This window comes from Leptospira saintgironsiae (assembly GCF_002811765.1).
GTDB lineage: Bacteria > Spirochaetota > Leptospiria > Leptospirales > Leptospiraceae > Leptospira_B > Leptospira_B saintgironsiae.
In genome coordinates, this window is sequence record NZ_NPDR01000012.1 from 1 (window position 1) to 17,916 (window position 17,916).

General features: G+C 39.1%; 15 protein-coding genes and 1 tRNA gene. 13 read left to right on the forward strand and 3 right to left on the reverse strand.

Annotated elements, in window-relative coordinates; translation table 11 throughout:
* The 9 genes from CH362_RS17840 to CH362_RS17880 form a co-directional block, all read left to right on the forward strand.
* A partial coding sequence (locus tag CH362_RS17840) for a type II secretion system protein GspG (protein ID WP_100711673.1) occupies window positions 1–379 on the forward strand: 379 nt, incomplete at its 5' end.
* 5 nt (window positions 380–384) lie between these two features.
* Window positions 385–954, forward strand: a complete 570-nt coding sequence (locus tag CH362_RS17845) for a type II secretion system protein (RefSeq protein WP_100711674.1) — start codon at window positions 385–387, stop codon at window positions 952–954.
* Window positions 935–1,483, forward strand: coding sequence for a prepilin-type cleavage/methylation domain-containing protein (locus tag CH362_RS17850; protein WP_100711675.1), 549 nt, complete (start codon window positions 935–937; stop codon window positions 1,481–1,483). Before CH362_RS17845 ends, CH362_RS17850 begins: the two co-directional genes overlap by 20 nt.
* A 1-nt stretch (window position 1,484) precedes the next feature.
* Window positions 1,485–2,180 carry a type II secretion system protein GspJ gene (locus tag CH362_RS17855; protein WP_100711676.1) on the forward strand — a complete coding sequence of 232 codons (696 nt, stop codon included), beginning with the start codon at window positions 1,485–1,487 and terminating at the stop codon, window positions 2,178–2,180.
* Window positions 2,177–3,307 (forward strand): type II secretion system minor pseudopilin, encoded by a 1,131-nt coding sequence (locus tag CH362_RS17860; protein WP_100711677.1) that lies wholly within the window; start codon window positions 2,177–2,179, stop codon window positions 3,305–3,307. The genes CH362_RS17855 and CH362_RS17860 overlap by 4 nt, the downstream gene beginning before the upstream one ends.
* Window positions 3,307–4,923, forward strand: a complete 1,617-nt coding sequence (locus tag CH362_RS17865; RefSeq protein WP_100711678.1) for a cell division FtsA domain-containing protein — start codon at window positions 3,307–3,309, stop codon at window positions 4,921–4,923. The genes CH362_RS17860 and CH362_RS17865 overlap by 1 nt, the downstream gene beginning before the upstream one ends.
* Before the next feature lie 12 nt (window positions 4,924–4,935).
* Entirely contained in the window at window positions 4,936–5,466 is a 531-nt protein-coding gene (locus CH362_RS17870) for a hypothetical protein (RefSeq protein ID WP_100711679.1), read from the forward strand.
* 1 nt (window position 5,467) lies between these two features.
* On the forward strand, window positions 5,468–6,427 hold the full coding sequence (gene gspN / locus CH362_RS17875; protein ID WP_100711680.1) for a type II secretion system protein GspN: 960 nt from the start codon (window positions 5,468–5,470) through the stop codon (window positions 6,425–6,427).
* A gap of 15 nt (window positions 6,428–6,442) precedes the next feature.
* Window positions 6,443–7,483 carry a sulfite exporter TauE/SafE family protein gene (locus tag CH362_RS17880; protein WP_100711681.1) on the forward strand — a complete coding sequence of 347 codons (1,041 nt, stop codon included), beginning with the start codon at window positions 6,443–6,445 and terminating at the stop codon, window positions 7,481–7,483.
* Between the two features lie 110 nt (window positions 7,484–7,593).
* On the opposite strand, the gene CH362_RS17885 is transcribed toward CH362_RS17880, so the two are convergent.
* Window positions 7,594–11,187, reverse strand: coding sequence for a vitamin B12-dependent ribonucleotide reductase (locus CH362_RS17885; RefSeq protein ID WP_100711682.1), 3,594 nt, complete (start codon window positions 11,185–11,187; stop codon window positions 7,594–7,596).
* A gap of 216 nt (window positions 11,188–11,403) precedes the next feature.
* Here CH362_RS17885 and CH362_RS17890 point away from each other — a divergent pair.
* The 3 genes from CH362_RS17890 to CH362_RS17900 all read left to right on the forward strand — a co-directional run bounded on the left by CH362_RS17890 (window position 11,404) and on the right by CH362_RS17900 (window position 14,799).
* A tRNA-Asn gene (locus tag CH362_RS17890) sits at window positions 11,404–11,479 on the forward strand.
* 552 nt (window positions 11,480–12,031) lie between these two features.
* Complete coding sequence (locus CH362_RS17895; RefSeq protein ID WP_244280640.1) at window positions 12,032–12,565, forward strand: hypothetical protein; 534 nt, start codon at window positions 12,032–12,034, stop codon at window positions 12,563–12,565.
* Window positions 12,566–12,579: 14 nt separating this feature from the next.
* Window positions 12,580–14,799: a membrane dipeptidase gene (locus CH362_RS17900; RefSeq protein ID WP_100711684.1), complete on the forward strand. Its 2,220-nt coding sequence runs from the start codon at window positions 12,580–12,582 to the stop codon at window positions 14,797–14,799.
* A gap of 108 nt (window positions 14,800–14,907) precedes the next feature.
* Here CH362_RS17900 and CH362_RS17905 read toward each other — a convergent pair whose 3' ends face one another.
* Together CH362_RS17905 and CH362_RS17910 are read right to left on the reverse strand one after the other, a co-directional pair.
* The gene (locus CH362_RS17905; RefSeq protein ID WP_100711685.1) at window positions 14,908–15,615 is read right to left on the reverse strand and encodes a LytR/AlgR family response regulator transcription factor; all 708 of its coding nucleotides are present in this window, start codon (window positions 15,613–15,615) and stop codon (window positions 14,908–14,910) included.
* Between the two features lie 33 nt (window positions 15,616–15,648).
* Entirely contained in the window at window positions 15,649–17,034 is a 1,386-nt protein-coding gene (locus tag CH362_RS17910) for a sensor histidine kinase (protein WP_244280641.1), read from the reverse strand.
* Window positions 17,035–17,366: 332 nt separating this feature from the next.
* Here CH362_RS17910 and CH362_RS17915 point away from each other — a divergent pair, with 332 nt between their 5' ends.
* Window positions 17,367–17,912 (forward strand): hypothetical protein, encoded by a 546-nt coding sequence (locus CH362_RS17915; protein ID WP_100711687.1) that lies wholly within the window; start codon window positions 17,367–17,369, stop codon window positions 17,910–17,912.
* The last annotated feature ends 4 nt before the right edge of the window (window positions 17,913–17,916 follow it).

Genomic DNA, 17,916 nt, shown 5'->3' on the forward strand with positions numbered 1-17,916 from the left:
TTTCGGTGGAGTGAGCCTCGAGACCGCAAAGATGAAGATCAAAAAAGACAAACAGGAACTTAGACTACATTTGGAAAGATACGCTTCCAAATTCGGAAGTTATCCTAGCGAAGAGCAAGGTTTAGACGCATTAGTTGAAAGACCAACTAACGGAGAAATCCCTGAAACCTGGATCCCAATGGTAAGCAGTAAAGATTCTATAAAAGATCCATGGAAAAACCCATACAAACTCAGATTTGATGGAGCTGGTGAGATCCAGATCATTACTTTTGGTCAGGATAAGGCAGAAGGAGGAGAAGGTTTAAACTCGGACTTCGATATCACTAAAGAAGAACAATATCCTGCTCAATTCTCTTCTGCATCCGGCGCTAAAAAATAAATCAAATGAGCCCGAGAGCGAAAGGCCGGATCCGTTCCGGCTTCACATTGATCGAATTGGGAGTCGCAGTATTCCTGATTGGTGTGATGTTCGCTCTTGTGCTTCCTTCCTTAGTTAATTTACTCACACCAGGTGCTCAAGAAGAAGCAATGTTACTGCATGACGTTGTGAACTTCTGCTTTCGTAGGGCTAAGATCAACCAAAGAACAGTATATCTTCAGTTGAATGTTGATACTGAAACTTATACAATCTTAGATATGGAAAGAGATGAGACTGGCCTGAAAGAAGTTCCAGTGTTCAAAGACAGAGAACTTCCAAGCTCTTCTGCAATCGTAGATGTGATGGATGGAAGAGGTTATAGATATAATACAGGAAAGATCCGAATTCCATTTTCTCCGATGGCAGTAGCCGAAGATTTCTACATTCATTTAGGTCCGGATCCAGAGATCACAAGAACACTTATCATCAAACGTTATGGCGGAAAATCTGAAATAGAAGATGGAGAAGTTGTAGTTTCCAAAGAACAATTGGAAGAGTACAAACGTAGCGAGCAATATGGCACGAGTAAGTTTTAAGAGAAAAAACCCTCTTAAGAAGAGACAAGGTTTTACTATTTTAGAAATGACCTTGGCGTTTGCACTCGCCGCAGGTTGGCTTCTCTATGTACTTATGGTAGTCTCAGAAGGGATACGGCTTAAAAAAGTTGCAGCACTCCAGATAGAAGCAACTCACCTTGCAAAAATTAAAATGGCACAGATAGATTCTGCCACCATTCTTCAAGCGGATACGAGTTCAGGAGAAATACCAGGTTACAAAGACTGGAAATTCACTACGATCATCAAAGAAGAAAATTTAGATCTTCTAAAAATGGCAGGAAAAGACAGCGGCAAAAAACCTGAAGATCTACTCGGTGGAACTAACTCCAGCATGAACCAGCTCATCGCAAAAAGAACAGGTAATAACCAAGGTTCTGCTACCGGTGGACTTATTGCAGTATTTCATATTTATGTAACGATAGAATATCCTACAGGTGGAAGAGATAACCAAGGAATTCCAGTAAAAGAACAATACACGATCGAGACTTATAAGGCGAGGATGAATTGATATGGAACCTTCTTCTATACATTCAAAATCTCTTAAGTTACTTCAAAAAAGAAGAAGATCTGGATTTACACTGATCGAATTGACCATTGTAGCAGCATTACTTGGAGTTTTACTCGGAATGGTATTCGGAACTTATGCTACAATCTTAAAAGTCACTCGTCCAACTTCGAGTGCAGATGGTGTTGATAGGGAAAAAGCAATTTCTGTTATCGAAAATATTAGAAGCACATTGACAATGGCATTCTATTTCCAGACAGAAAAAAATCTGGTCTTTGTAAGCAGAAAGGGACGCAAAGCAGAAGATGGACCAAGACATCCAGGTGAAAGCACCAAAGATCATTTTATAGTATTCGCGGCAGTTCATCCTAATTCAGAAGAAGTTGCACTTCCTGAAGTAAGAGAAGTAGAATATTATCTAAAACAAAAAGACGGCACGGATTATTATAAATTAATGAGAAGAGAAGATGAGATAGTAGATCGTTATCCATTCGTAGGCGGACAAGAATACGAATTGTTAGATAATGTAAAATCTCTCTCCTTTAAATTTTCTAAAACAGGAAAAGAATGGGAAGAAGAATGGGATTCTTTCCAAAGAAAAAGTATCCCACGTCTGATCCGAATAGAGATCATCGCTAATATGGGAAATAAGGAAAGACGTTTCGAAACTCTTGCCTTCCCAGGGATGCTTCTGAAATGAATTCGGGTCTTGGCCTAAAAGGCAGAAGATTTTCCAGAAGAAGAGGAGCAATTGTAATGCTCCTAGTCGGAGGCATTGGTGTAGCTGCATTAACCACTACCTTAGATTTTGCAGAAAGGTCCATGGCAGAATATAAAATTTCACAAGGAGAAATGTCTGGATTCAAAGCTTCTCTTTTAGCAAAAGCTGGATTCCAAGGAGCCTTGGCAGCACTCAGAAAAATCCCGGAAGAACAATTATACCAATCTGGAATAGGACTGAATCCACCTCCAGTTCCAATGGGAGGAGGCTGGATCTATTATAAGATCCAGGGAGAAGATGGAAAAATTAACTTAAATTCTATCTTCAATGCAGACACAAAAGAATTAAATTTAAGAAACCAAGAAATGGCCCAGAGACTTCTGGAACGTTTGGGAATGAAGAGGGATCTTTTCAACCCAGTGATCGACTGGTTGGATGATGATAGCCAGGGGAATTTTGAAATTTCATATTATGAAAAACTGACCCCTCCACGAAAGATCAAAAACGCATACATGTATTCTCTTTCCGAGCTTACTTCTGTGAAAGGTTTCGATCCTAAAATTGTATATGGCTCCCAAAAACCTCCCGACTATGAACAAAAGTATTCCAAGGATTTTATGTCCGACGAGGAAAAAAGTCTGATCGGGGAGTCGGATTTCGTTTTGGCAAATAATCTGACCGCATTTGTTCCTTTCCAAAGAAACTACGATGATAGAATCAACTTGAACGCCGCACCGTACTTCGTTTTAATGTCTCTATCCGATTTTATGAACCGCCAATCTGTTCTTCAGATCATGAAAATGAAGATCAAAAAGGGCGGCTACCTGAAGGAAATTAAGGATCTGGAAACTATCCCAGAATTCCAGGTACCTTCCGTTGGCGGACTTTCCCTCTACAAAGAATTAGCAGGAGAAGGAACCGATGTGTCCGGTGGAAGGATCAAAACAAAGGGCGAAATATTTCGGATCAGCGCGGTCGGGGAAGTAGAAAGAAACTATAATAGTAAAAAAAGTTCCGATGTTATGAAAGGACCTAAAATTGTACGTAGGATCACCGGAATTTTCGACCTGACCAATAACCTGATGCTATATTATAGAGAAGATTAATGTTCTTATACGAAAAGTTTTTAACCGTAGATTACGGTACAAATTCTGTAAAAGGTGTTCTGTTCCAAAGAGTAGCTGGGAACCTGACTCTTCTTAGAGCAGAGACCATGCCCATCTCCCGAATGGAAGAAAAGGAGTACGAAACAAATGTACTTCGTTTTATAAACACCTATTTTGCAGAAGAACATGCAATCGTTCTTTCACTCTCTCTAGACAAACTTTTCGTGAGAGAGATCTCCATTCCATTAACTACCGAAAAAGCTGTAAGAGAAGTAATTCCTTTCGAAATAGAAAGTAGAGTCCCTTTTCCAATGGAAACTGTCGAAGTGCTTGGTTCTGTTTGGAGAATCGACCAAGACAAATCGGACGTAATCACTTATACCTCTCATCATTCCGAGTTTGATACGTTAGCTTCTCCATTTTTGGAATCCAGTCTTGTGTTTCGCGGGATTTTTGTGGATTCGGTATGTTTGGGTTCTATTATATCTAAACATTTACATAAAGAGATACAATTCGCAAACGTTGCTCAGTTAGATATCGGCGGCAAAAAATCCATCTTAAACGTGACTAAAGATGGAAAGATAGCACATACACGTTTTCTTTCTGTAGGCGGGGATATTCTTACAGAAGAAATTTCTAAAGCATTAAAGATACCTAAAGATAAAGCAGAAGCATTAAAGACAAGTATCCAATTTGAACCTTTCCATACTCCAGAAGATGGTTTGAATTTATTTGCAAAAGAATACAAACTCAAAATTGCAGATATCAAAAAGGCATTTGCAATTTCCCAGGAATTTTTCACATCCTTAAGCGAAGAAGTTCGCAGAAGTTTTCTATCATTAGAGGAAACAGAAAGACCGGAAGTAGTATATCTTTCAGGAGAAGGAAGTAAAGTCAGAGACTTAGAATCCTTTATAGGAGAAAACCTTGGGATCCAAGCCAGAAGATACGATTTCTTAAGTGCAGATCCTGATAGATTCGCTACCTGCTATGGGATGGCTTATCATCTAATCCAATCTAAAAAAGCTAAAATAGACTTTTTAGAAACTCCTTATGTAAAAAGGCTTAATAAAAACTTATTCGATATAAGTATATTTAAACCTCATATTATTTTAAGTTCAGTGTCTTTTGTACTTTTGATCGGAGTATTTTTCTTAGGGATTATTTCTGATAAAAGAAAACTCGCAGCTGCCAATAAGATCCTGGCTGAAAAAGTAAAATCAAGTACTGGATCCAGTGTACCTTCCAGCAGAGATCCTCTAGAATTTGCAAAAAGTCTGAGAGATGGCGCAGAAAGAAAAACTGAACTATATAGAAAATACCTTTCTAAACCAAGCGTGTTAGACGTATTACATGAAATTTCCTTAAAGTTCCCTGATCCAGGGATGCAACCTTTCTTATTCCAAAGTATCACTTATGATAACGGTTCTGTTTCCATCCAAGGTGCAGTAAACGAGATCTCAGAAATCGGAAAAGTACAGGATTCTTTGGCCCGTTCTCCAATGTTCAAAAACGTAAAATTAGATAGTAACCGTCCAAACTTCGGACTCAAAACATTTAAAGTTTCCTTTGTGATTAAAATGGAGGTGACCTCTAAAATCGAAGAAAACGATTAAGAGGGATCGTCTATGTGGCAAAAATTACAACCTAGGGAAAAACTTCTATTAGTCATCGCTGCGGGACTCATCCTATTTCTGTTAGTATTCTTGGTAGTCCGCAAAATTTACAGATTAAGGACTGATCTTTCTGAAACAGTAAACAATACTCCTGGACTTGTTGCACAGTTAGACAAAACAATCTCAGATTATTTATTTTTCAGATCTCTGGAAAATGTGAACACTGGAGAAAATGATCAAAGCGCATTTGCAGCAAAGTTGGAGAGAATTTTTTCAGATAACGGGGTAAAGGATAGAATTTCCACAATGCGACCTATCCCTGCAAAAGCGATCGACAAGGGAAAATACCAGGTAATCGTTTTCGAAGTAAATTTAAGAGGTGTTCCTCTTGAAAACGTTATGTCAGTATTATATGATATAGATAAGGGTAATAAGGTAAATGCAAGGGTGGAATATTTCCAGACTAACAAACCTTACCAAGATAAAAATACCTACGACGTGAACATGAAAATTGCGGCTTATAGTGTCGCTCCTGGAAAATAAGATGGCTCGCGCAAAAAAGATAGAAATAGAAGAAGAGGACGAACTAATCTCCAACGAGGAAGAAGAATTCCTTACGATGGAATTGGAGGAATTGCCTCTCGAAGAAGAGGAGGAAGATACTCCCAGATTTTCTCTCAAACAAAAACTTATACTGATCGGAAGTGGACTCAGTTCTTTTCTTCTTTTTTTGATCCTATTATTCCCTTACGAAAATATTGTCCGCCAGTTAATGAATTCCTCCTCAGGGCAGCCAAGCAGCGTATTTTTTAACGAGTTATCCGTTTCGGTTCTGCTCGGAAAAGTTTCTGTAAAATCCATGGAAATCATGGGTCAAACATTCAAGATCAGATCTAAAGATGCTCAGATCAAGGCTGGACTTTTTTCCTTATTAAGAAAAAAGGTAAACGGCGATTTCGAAATTGAAGAATTAGAACTAGACTACGACGGCCAAACTATAGGAAACATAGGGGAGTTAGAAGGTCATTTGCAGTTGGACTCATTAAGCGTCCCTGCCAGCAGATTCGGCGGAGCATTCTCTCTCAAAATGCCAGAAGGAAAATTCGGGTCTTTCCCGAATCTTCCTGAAATTCCTTTTATAGGAAAAATAGAAAACTTTTTCATAAATAAGATACTCATTACTTCCAGAATTGACCAAGGAATGGTAGAGTTCGAAGAATTTATAATAGATACATCCGTCGCAAGGTTGGATCTTCACGGAAATCTCAGACTTTCGGATTCACTTCCTAATTCTCAATTAAACCTAAGAGTTTGTTTTGAGTTAGAAAGGAATTTTGCCTCTGCTGCAGAAAACCAGATCATTGTAGGTGCATTGGATCTTTTAGAAAAAGGTGGAAGTGGGAAATGTATCCCAATCACTGGAACTTTCCAAAGACCTGAATTTAAGATCCCTGGCTTAAACGCTCCGGCAGCAGGGGGTTTACCAGGAACTCCAGCTCCTTAACTAGTTTAATTTCCAATGCTTCCTGCACTGGTACTTCTATTCTTCGGATCAATATTGGCGTTTTGGGTCAGTACGATATGTGGGGGAGGAGCCAGTTTAATATTAATTCCTATACTAACTAGTTTATTAACCCCTTCCATAGTTCCATTTGCTTTAACTCTCGGAACAGCTTCCAATTCGGCATCTAGAATTATAGTATTTAGAAAGAGTATCGATTGGAAAATTTTTTATTGGTTCGTTCCTTTTTCGATACCTGCGGTTCTATTAGGTGCATGGCTCATAAAGTTTTTAAACCCGATTTATCTACAGTTATCCGTTTCACTTTTCCTTTTAGCAAATCTCCCTGAAATTTTCCAATCAAAGGCGGACCATGAAACAAAGGAGAAACCGTATTCGAACGTAATCATAGCAATACTTGGATTTTTTTCCGGCCTCGTATCCGGGATCACCGGAGCAATCGGACTGATATTCAATAGGTTTTACTTAAATTATGGACTGAAAAAAGAGGAGATAGTCGCCACAAGAGCGGCAAACGAATTATTTCTTCATTTATTCAAACTTGCTGTTTATATAGCCTTAGGATTTTATTCCGAATCTGCAATCTATATCGGTGTTTCGATCGCGTTTGCTTCTATCATATCCTCATTTTCCATAAAATATATCTTACCTTATATAAGTGATCTTGCTTTTAAAAGAATAGGATATATATCCATGGTAATAGCCGGAATATTTCTTTTTTCCAATTCAATAAACAAGATCATCGATCAGGATCATATCTCCGTTTCCACTTCATGGGTAATCCGAGAACAAGAAACAAGGATCAAATGGAGAGAAAGTAATTTTGTTCTGGAATATTCATGGGAAGAAGGATTAGAAATTGAGAGACCAATTCTTCCACAAGAATTACCCGATAACTTGAAATTAAAATATGAGTCAATGACCAAGGAGTATGATAAAGTACTGGTCGAAAAAGTTTTCCGATTCAGAGAACCAATCAGTTATGAATTCTATTGTTATAAACAAGATAATATAACGAAATTTGAATTTTCCGAATAAGATAGATCATCGTAAATTTTACAGTAAACATATCGATTGAAGATATAAAAAAACCTCGAATGAATCATCATCCGAGGTTTTTCTTTTTATCCAGACTGGAACTCTTTAGATCAAGAGCATCCAGTGGTTGCCCCGCAGGACATACATTTCAGACAGGAACCGTTTCTTACCATCTCGAAAGATCCACATTCTGTGCAGGAATCTCCAGTATAACCTTTGATCCTTGCCATTTTGATCTCTTCCATCAGAGCAATTCCTGAGGTAGGCTTCTCTGTCCTCATCATCTGAGAGTAGGAAATTGTTTCCGGCTCGGAAGCAGGAGCAGTTTCCACTACTGCAGAAGCTACTGGTTGAACAGGTGCCTTAGATTGGATGGACTCAGAAGATTTTCTGGATCCGATCTCGTCTCCTCTTAGATCTTCAGGAGCTACTTGGCCAAGGTCATATCTTCCCAGATAAGTGATCGCAAGTTCTCTGAAGATGAAATCGATTACGGAAGTACTCATTTTGATATGTTTATTTCCGGTAACGATACCATTTGGCTCGAATTTGAAGAATGTGAATGCATCCACAAACTCTTCTAATGGAACTCCATGTTGTAGACCTAAAGATACGGAAATCGCGAATGCGTTCATCAAACTTCTGAACGCTGCACCTTCTTTGTGCATATCCACGAAGATCTCTCCGAGTTGCCCATCTTCATATTCACCAGTTCTTAAATAAACTTTGTGACCGCCAACAACTGCTTTTTGAGTATATCCGGCTCTTCTGTTAGGAAGTTTACGTCTATGAGAGATATATTTATAAACGATCTTTTCTGCAAATTGAGAAGGATCTTTAGCAACCGCAGCTTCTGCGATCTCTTCTTGTTCTTCTAACTCGATTCCATTTAGAAGTTCTAATACAGAGTTCAAAGGCTGAGAAAGTTTAGATCCGTCACGGTAAAGTGCATTCGCTTTTACCATCATCTTCCAAGAGATATAGTATGCGTTTTTGATATCTTCAATAGTTGCATCTTCTGGAAGGTTGATCGTCTTAGAGATCGCACCGCTGATGAAAGGCTGAGCTGCAGCCATAGTGCGGATATGAGACTCATAAGAAAGATAACGTTTTCCGTATTTACCACATTTGTTCGCACAATCGAATACAGGGTAATCTTTCTCTTTTAAGTAAGGAGCGTTCTCGATGGTCATTGTTCCACAAACATAATCATTTGCTTTATTGATCTCATCTTTAGAGAAACCTAAATGTTCGAGCAAATTGAATGTGAAAGAATCATAAGTTTCTTTTGCGATCCCTAAGTTCTTTTGTAAGAAATTCTCACCTAAGTTAAACTTATTGAATGCAAAATTAATATCAAACGCGTAAGGAAGAGAAGCTTCTACTTTTTCCAAAATTTCGTTCGTGAAACCTTTTTCTTTCAAGCTTTGTGTATTGATTACAGGAGCTCCGTTTAAGGTAGCATGTCCTTTACAATAATTCACGATAGATTCGATCTCAGAAGGAGAGTATCCAAGTTTACGAAGAGCCAAAGGAACGGATTGGTTGATAATTTTGAAATAACCACCGCCCGCTAATTTTTTGAATTTCACCAAAGCGAAATCAGGCTCGATACCAGTAGTATCACAATCCATTACAAGACCGATAGTTCCTGTTGGTGCGATTACTGTAACTTGTGCGTTTCTGTATCCATGAGCTTCTCCTAAAGAAACTGCATTATCAGAATCTTCTTGAGCTGCTTTCAAAAGGTAAGAAGGGCAGTATGCAGGATCAATTCCTACAGGAGTGATAGTTAAACCTTCGTAATCTTCAGAAGGAACATTATATGCCGCTCTTTTGTGGTTTCTTAGAACTCTAAGCATATGCTTTTTGTTCTTCTCATAACCAGGGAATGGTCCGAGTTCTTTTGCCATTTCCGCAGAAGTAGCATAAGCGGTCATATGCATGATAGAAGTGATGGCACCAGTGATCGCCATTGCTTCCTTAGAATCATAAGGAATTCCCATGATCATCAATGCGGAACCAAGGTTTGCGTATCCGAGTCCAAGAGTTCTGAACTTATAAGAAAGTTCTGCAATCTCTCTGGAAGGGAACTGAGCCATGGTCACGGAAATCTCAAGAATGATTGTCCAAAGACGGCAAAGATAACGGAAACTTTCTACATCGAAAACAAGAGTTTCAGGATCTACAAATTTCTGTAAGTTCGCAGAAGCCAAGTTACATGCAGTATTGTCCAAGAACATATACTCTGAACATGGGTTGGAAGCATTAATGTTTCCATCTTCAGGACAAGTATGCCATTCGTTGATGGTAGTATGATACTGTGTTCCAGGGTCAGCAGAAGACCAAGCTGCAAAAGAAATTCTATCCCAAAGATCTCTTGCTCTGATGGTTTTTGCAGGTTTAGCAGCTCTTTTTTCTTTGAGAGCTTTTTCCTTTTCAGTTCTGTTATATAAATGCCAAGGAAGATCTTGTTCTACAGCATTCATGAACTCATTCGGAAGACGAACTGAGTTATTACTATTCTGTCCAGAAACAGTATTATATGCTTCTGATTGCCAATCTGTGGTTAACTCTTCGAAAATGAGTTCTTTATAACCTTGTCTAGCAAGATCGATCACTCTCTTGATATAATTATCAGGAATTAAAACTTTCTTAGCTTCTACGATAGTTTTTTTAAGAGCGGAGTTCTTTTTAGGTTCGAAACGATCCTCTCCCTCCATCTCGTAACAAGCTTTCATGATCGCATTTAGATGTCTGTTGTTCAGAATGGAGCCGGTTACTAGAGAAGCTACTTTCTTCTCTTCTTCTACTTTCCAATCTACGAAACGATCGATATCCGGATGATCTACATCCAAACATACCATTTTAGCAGCACGACGAGTGGTTCCACCAGACTTGATCGCACCAGCAGCACGGTCTCCGATCTTTAAGAAACTCATTAAACCGGAACTTTTTCCTCCGCCAGAAAGGGATTCGTTTTCCGCTCTCAGGTTAGAGAAGTTGGTTCCTGTTCCGGAACCGTATTTGAATAGGCGAGCCTCACGGACCCAAAGATCCATGATACCACCTTCATTCACTAAATCATCATCTACACTTTGAATAAAACATGCATGAGGTTGTGGATGCTCGTATGCGGAAGCAGATTTTACCAATTTTGCACTGGTAGGATCCACATAGAAATGTCCTTGGGATTTACCGTCGATCCCATACGCCCAATGTAATCCAGTATTGAACCACTGAGGGGAGTTAGGAGCGGACATTTGAGAAGCCAGCATGAAAGATACTTCTTCGTAGAAAGTTTTAGCACTTTCTTCGTCTGAAAAATAACCGTATTTATATCCCCAATAGGTCCAACAGCCCGCTAAACGATGGAAAACTTCCTGTGCGGAAGCCTCTCCACCGAAACGATCTTCTGCTTTTAAAGAAGAAAGTTTTTCAGTGTCTGGTTCAGAGCGCTGTAACCATTCTGGAATGCCTTTTTCATCTACTTTTTTTAAGTATTTTGGCACTCCTTTGCGTCTGAAATACTTCTGGGCAAGAATATCTACTGCAACCTGAGACCATTGGTTCGGAACAAGAATGTCCTTAGCTTCGAAGACGACGGATCCGTCAGGGTTAGAGATCTTAGAATTCCTCTTAACCCAGTTTAAGTCCTTTGAAAATCCCTTCTCAGGTGAAGTGAAATGTTTATTTAGCTTCATAGCATTCTCCTTATGAAACTCCGGCAAAATATAGTGCGTTTTTGGATTATGTCACGCTACTATAGCTTTCAAATTTTCCCATAGTACTTTTTCCAAAAGCTGTTCGGTTTTCGCCGGAAAATTGTATGTAGATCTGATCAGAAAATACCTATGTCTCGAAGATTTTTCATTGCCAGCCTGCCTCATTTCTAAAAACTGGATTCTGCTACCAGACACTCCCCTTTAGCTCAGTCGGTAGAGCAAGTGACTGTTAATCACTGGGTCGCAGGTTCGAGCCCTGCAGGGGGAGCCAATCTTTTCCTTTCTTCCAATCTTACCAAATTTCAGTATATTTGCGATCTTCTTAATAGACCCTGTAGACCTACATTTGTTTAGTCTTTTTGTTATAATTTCTGTTATTTTATCCAAAATTTTAATATGAAAACCTCGAAAAATAACTGGATTATGAAGGTTAGGGCGACTCTTCGCTAACGCTCAGACCGCGCTTCTACGGGTTCGCGCTTTGCGCTCATCCGGGCAAGCCCGGACTTAAAAGCCCTTCGAATCGCTGTCGCGGGCTTTTATTTCGAAATCCCTTAGGATTCCACAGGAAAAACCCAGATATTTCCCTAAAAAACACCCTTTAGGGCGCTCCATTTCGCATAACAAATGCATTGTTAATCGAAATCAACCCGCTCTGCCGAAACCTCTTTATATAACAATCGATCGAATATAAAAACTTCCCTTATATAAGGGGTTAATAAGAATTTTTCCATTCATCATACCTAGATACACTTTCATCCCAAACTCATTGCACATATGTACAAATACTTATATCTTCCTAAGTATGTCGCGAAAAATAGCATTGGCTGTCGTATCCATTCTTATCTTAAGCTTATTTGTTCTTTTGGTGATCCCTTCTTCTTCGAAGGACACTGAGGCTGCCCATTCTCATTCACCAAAAAGCGGTTTTTCCGAAAGATTCTCTTCTTTATCTAATTTTCTAGGCCTTAACTCCTCTTCTTCCAATGATGAAGAAGGACTTATACCTGCTTCTCTCTTAAGAAATGAAACTCCTGATAATCTATACTGGGTAGCTGTAGCAACTCCAAGAGATGCAGCAGAAATGAAAGCTCAGAATGAGCTAAGAGAAGATTGGGCAGCTCTTTACGGAAAGATTTACTCCAATAAAGCAACTCGCAAAGAGATAGATGAGTATTACACAGCTCAAATCAAACTACATGAAGATCAATTAGAACTATTGAAGATCATGGAGGATCGATATCCGGAACGTTTGAACGACGATTCGAGAAGAATGATCCTGGCCGGTAAGGAACTATATGCTAAAAAGTTAAAAAACGTAAAAGATGAATATGAAAAACACATAAACCAAAAATAGATTTGGAGAGAATTATGAATTATCGGTCAGTACGAAGGTCTGTATTCAGCTTCGTAGTATGTACGATGTTTTTTGCAGGAAGTGCATCCGTATTTGCGGATCCTTATTGGGGAACATTCAAGAAGGATAGCTGTACGTCAATTTTCCCTGGAAAACGTCAGTATTCAGCAATCCTTTACGGGATCCCTTCGGGCCAGAGTTGGGAAACTACCTGCGCGAATATGGGAGCAACCATTAACGGCCAAGTATTTACTAAGCCTAGTCGTTGTAAGAACACCGGTTTAAATATGTGGGGAGAATTCGATGTACTCGACGACTCCTGCGAAGCAAACTGGTCGGCTACAGACGATGGCGGAGCATACAACTGGACTCATAAGAATGACGGTTGCCAAACCTCTGGAACGTACGCGGGCAAAAGAAAATATTCTTCCCGTATCTGGAACGTAGTAGGTGTCTCCTGGGAAGAAGCATGTGCTAAATTGCCCCTTACAATCGCAGGTAAAACTTATACAACTCCAACAAAATGTGTGAATACTAACACCACAGGAATGTGGGGAGAATGGTATGTTGCAGATTCAAGTTGTGAGTCCGCTCCAAAAGCGTATGCAAGAGGTGCTCAAGATTCTCTCAAAAGAACAGGAACTCTTTCCGGTTATGTGGATCTTCATACTCACCCAATGGCTCACCTAGGTTTCGGAGGAGTAATCTTCCATGGTGCCCCTTATGGAGAACCAGCAACCGCACTTGCGGATTGCCCTAGTATGTCGAACGAAGGCCACTCTGCAGGACACTCCAGAGTAGAAGCAATCGTTCAAGATGATATTATTGGAGCTCTACTTTCTACAGCAAAACATGATAATAGAGGATACGCAAGTTTCCCTTATTGGCCTGCAAACAATAGTTACACTCACCAAACAATGTATTATGAGTGGATCAAACGTGCCTACGAAGGTGGTTTGAGAACTATGGTTGTCCTTGCTGTAAACGGTGATTATATGTTCGGAGCAACTGATAACGGTCTTCCGGATATTATCAAAGGTATCGCAATTGCAACTGATCCAGTTTATGATCTAAACGACATGAACACTTTACGTCGTCAGACCCAAGCAGTATATGATATGCAAACTTGGATCGATCAGAAGAGTGGTGGAGCGGGACTCGGATGGTTCCGTATCGTAAAATCTCCTTCAGAAGCACAAAGTGTGATCGCTGCCGGTAAACTCGCAGTGGTTTTAGGTGCAGAAGTAGATTATTTAGTAGATTGTACAACCACAACTTGTACCGACTCTATGATCACTCAAGGTGTTCAAGCAATGTATGACGCAGGTTTACGTTATATATTCCCGATCCACTTAAAAACCAACGGATTCGGTGGAGCTGGTCTCTATAATATCCTTGGAAGTGGAACTAAGTATGACTGTAAACATTACGGACAAGATTGTAACGTTGCAGGTTTAACTTCTTACGGACCTAAGATCATGAAAGCCCTAATGCAAAAAGGGATGATCATAGACGTGGGACACATGTCCGCAAGATCCTTGGAAGGAGCTCTGACTTACGCAGAGCAACAATCTTATCCAGGTATCGTAACTGGTCACACTGGTGTATATGATATGGCGAATAAAGGAAATCGTCATGAGGCAAATCCAACCGGAGCAGCTCTCAAACGTATCATTGCACTCGGCGGAATGATCGGACTAATCCCAGGACAAGGAAATCTGGATGAAGTAGGAGAGTGGAGACAAAACTCTGATGGCTCTTATATCTCTCACGCTTGTGGAGGAACCACCCAGACATTTGCCCAATCCTATCAGTATCTAAGAAACCTGATCGGAGACCAAGCTTATGACGGAAGAATTTCAGTCGGAACCGACTTTAACGGATTCGCTCATATGCCTGGACCTCGTTATGGAACTCGTGCATGTCCAGGAGGAGTGTCTACAATCGCTCAACCTGATTCTGCTAAAGTAGGATATCCATTTGCTCCGGATGCTTCCATTAGAAAAGCTGCAACTCTTTCAGCTCTTCCTTCTCTTGGAAAATATACATTCGGAAACAGGACTTTCGACTTCAATACAGAAGGAGCTTCTCATATTGGGCTCATGCCAGACTTCTTTGAAGATTTAAGACAGCAAGGACTCAAACGTTCCGATCTGGAACCAGTTTATCGTTCAGCTGACTTCTTCACTACCATGTGGCAGAATGCGGTTACAAGAGGTGCAAGCATCCAATAAAGAAATCTAACGAAATAGATTTTTCTTAAGCCCGCCAAACCCAGCGGGCTTTTTTTTGCTTACTTGAATAGTAGAGAATTCGTCGGCCTATGAATAAGTTTGGGTTTATCAACCCAACATATCTTTTAGAGTATTATAATTTGATCTAGATAAGGCAACTTCTGCGGAATCGCCCAGAAGCACTTTAAAATGATTTCCTTTGCCGTGTAGGATCTTTTTTACTTCGGAAAGATTGATTATAAAAGATCTATGAGAACGGAAAAAATCCGAATTCAATTCAGCTAGAACAGATTCCATTGTTTTACGTATCAATTCTTTACGACCTGACTTAAGATGGATCTCAGTAAAATTACCGGAGGCTTCTAAATACAGAATATCTTGAAAGCGGATCACTTCTATCATTCCGTCTTTTTTTAAGGAGATACTGTTTTTACGCATAGAATCCGCTTTAGAAGCAGATGCAGACTTCATACGATCTATCGCGGCTATAAATCTTTCTCGAGTGAATGGTTTTGCCACAAAATCCAAAACACCAAAATCAAATGCACTTACTGCATTTTGTTTATCAGAAGAGATCACTATTGTATAAAATGAATCTTTTTCAGGAAGTTTTAGTATTTCATAACCCGACTGTCCTTTTAGATTAATATCCAAAAGAAGAAGATCGATAGGATTTTCTTTGATACTATAAAGAGCAGGAGTCAATTCATCGAATGTTTTAAGAGAGACTAGACTTTTTCCGAACGCTTCTCTACAATAATGCTGGATGGTTCTTGCCATCAGCTTATCATCCTCAACTAGAACTGCTCTCACCATGCTTAGCGATTTCTATAAAAAATTCTCAAATGGTCAATCTGAAATTTTCATTCTATAAAATAGAAGTGTGAATGTTGCACCTTGTCCAGGTTTACTTTCCAAACTGATCTTTGCATTCAATAGTTCTACTAATCTATGGACTGCATAAAGTCCCACACCAGTAGAAGGTTCATTGCCTGTAGGCTTAGCTGATAAACGAGTGAATCTAGAGAATAAACGTTTTCTATCCTCATCGGTGAATCCTTTTCCTTCGTCCCTGATCTGGATCTGTATAAAATCACCATTATCTTTTATCAATTTAGAATGTATGAATATAGAACCACCTGGCGGAGAATATTTTACCGCATTTGAAACCAAATTATCTAAAATACTTGCAACCGCTTTTCTGTCGGAGCGGATTTTTAGATCTTCTTTATCAAATTGGGTATGGAATTGTATTCTTTTCAAAGAAGCTTGGTAATCAAAGTTTTGGATTGTAGACCTTATATAAGAATTTATATTAAAAATATCATAATCTATTTTGATATTCTCAAAACCGGAAGCTGCGATCCCAACAAGATCATCAATATGCCCTAAAATTTTTCTGGAAGAACTTTCTATATCAGTAAGGATTTCTTTCTTCTCCTTGTCTGAGAATGATTTCAGGTTTTTGCGAAGGATCGTACTGATACTCATGATCCCCGAAAGTGGGCTTTTCAGATCATGGACCGCAATGCTGATCATATCACTTTTATTTGTATCCTCTTCTCTTAACCTTTCATTCAATCGAATGATTCTCTGGGTTTTAAGATAAGTATTCGCCAAAGTTAAGAAAGACACACGATCAAAAATTAAGATCAAAAATAAGGTCACAAGGGGGTTTTGTAAAAGTACAGGTTCTCTATTCCCGCTATAATAGATAAAACTGTATAGAATTGCATAATTGATCGCATATATAAAGTATTTGGTATGATCCGGAAATCTGAACATGATCGCAACACTAAACATTGCGGTGGAGAAGAGCGAAATCTCAGGGAGTCGAGGAAAGACCACAACCGTGATGCAAGTCCCGGTTAAGGAAAGAAGTAGCACCCCAATCCTACAAAACAATTTGATCCTATCCAAATCCGCCCTATGCAAACGGCCTGAATTCAATAGAACGTTCATGGTCAGAAAAACCGAATAAAATACCAGATCGAATAGAACGAATGAATTGTCCTTAGCATCCGAAAATGCATCGACTAGATCATAGAATGCAAATGGTAAAATGATGATGGGAAGGATTAGATACACATATCGTAACACGATCAGAATTTCGAGATAAGCATTACGAGTGAATACGGGGGCAAAGTTTACGGAAGAAAGTATCTTTGCTTTTCTATATTGCCTGAGTGCAAAACGATAATTAAGCCCGAAAAGAAACCGAAGTAACGCCTGCATATTTCCAAATTTATCCCTTTCCCTTTTAAAATACTCCCTTTTTTGTCCAATCATTCGATTTAGGAAAACTAGTGAAAAAACTTTGTCAAAAAGATGAATTAGAAAAGCCATAAATTCCAGAAAAAAGAATGTACTCATCTCCAAGAATACAAGCAATTATCATAGTACTACTTGTTCTAGTTTATAATTTTGTGACTTAAGTACCGATTTTTATTCTTCTTTTGCTTTGCAAAAACTACTAGAGCATGTTTCCCAATATTTATAACATTTTTCTAATAAATAGTTACAAAGAATTTGCATAACGGATCGTAATGTAATATACTGTTCGCCCGATGCTATCTAAGAAAAACGCATTACTGTTTTCTTCTACTTTTGTTGTAATCGTTGTCATTTTTATTTTTACCAAAAGCCAAAACGGGGCTGCCCAATCATCTTCCAAAAATATTTTTTCAGAAGGCCTTTCTATCTTCTCCGGATTCATTGGATCAGGAAATTCTTCTTCTACCTATAATGAAGATAACGCAGTTGTATCTGCTTCTCTATTAAAGAGTGAGACTCCAGACAATTTATATTGGGTGGCGGTTGCCACTCCCCAAGATGCAGGAGAAAAAAAAGCACAAGAAGAACTCCTAGAAAGTTGGGCTACATTGTATGGAAAAATTTACTCCGGCAAAGCAACCCGCAAAGAAATAGATGAATATTATAAGGCACAAATAAAACTCCAGGAAGACCAACTGGAACTATTGCGCTTAATGGAAGATAGATATCCAGAGCGCCTTGATGACGAAAAACGCAGAATGATCCTAGCCGGCAAAGAACTGTACGGCCAAAAGCTGAAAAACGTAACCGAAGAATACAAAAGACATATAAACAAGTAAGTAG

Excerpts from the sequence above, each read along its gene's own strand:
- CH362_RS17845 (WP_100711674.1), top strand. The coding sequence starts at position 385 with ATGAGCCCGAGAGCGAAAGGCCGGATCCGTTCCGGCTTCACATTGATC.
- CH362_RS17850 (WP_100711675.1), top strand. The coding sequence starts at position 935 with ATGGCACGAGTAAGTTTTAAGAGAAAAAACCCTCTTAAGAAGAGACAA.
- CH362_RS17855 (WP_100711676.1), top strand. The coding sequence starts at position 1,485 with ATGGAACCTTCTTCTATACATTCAAAATCTCTTAAGTTACTTCAAAAA.
- CH362_RS17860 (WP_100711677.1), top strand. The coding sequence starts at position 2,177 with ATGAATTCGGGTCTTGGCCTAAAAGGCAGAAGATTTTCCAGAAGAAGA.
- CH362_RS17865 (WP_100711678.1), top strand. The coding sequence starts at position 3,307 with ATGTTCTTATACGAAAAGTTTTTAACCGTAGATTACGGTACAAATTCT.
- CH362_RS17870 (WP_100711679.1), top strand. The coding sequence starts at position 4,936 with ATGTGGCAAAAATTACAACCTAGGGAAAAACTTCTATTAGTCATCGCT.
- gspN (WP_100711680.1), top strand. The coding sequence starts at position 5,468 with ATGGCTCGCGCAAAAAAGATAGAAATAGAAGAAGAGGACGAACTAATC.
- CH362_RS17880 (WP_100711681.1), top strand. The coding sequence starts at position 6,443 with ATGCTTCCTGCACTGGTACTTCTATTCTTCGGATCAATATTGGCGTTT.
- CH362_RS17885 (WP_100711682.1), bottom strand. The coding sequence starts at position 11,187 with ATGAAGCTAAATAAACATTTCACTTCACCTGAGAAGGGATTTTCAAAG.
- CH362_RS17900 (WP_100711684.1), top strand. The coding sequence starts at position 12,580 with ATGAATTATCGGTCAGTACGAAGGTCTGTATTCAGCTTCGTAGTATGT.
- CH362_RS17905 (WP_100711685.1), bottom strand. The coding sequence starts at position 15,615 with ATGGTGAGAGCAGTTCTAGTTGAGGATGATAAGCTGATGGCAAGAACC.
- CH362_RS17910 (WP_244280641.1), bottom strand. The coding sequence starts at position 17,034 with ATGCAGGCGTTACTTCGGTTTCTTTTCGGGCTTAATTATCGTTTTGCA.
- CH362_RS17915 (WP_100711687.1), top strand. The coding sequence starts at position 17,367 with ATGCTATCTAAGAAAAACGCATTACTGTTTTCTTCTACTTTTGTTGTA.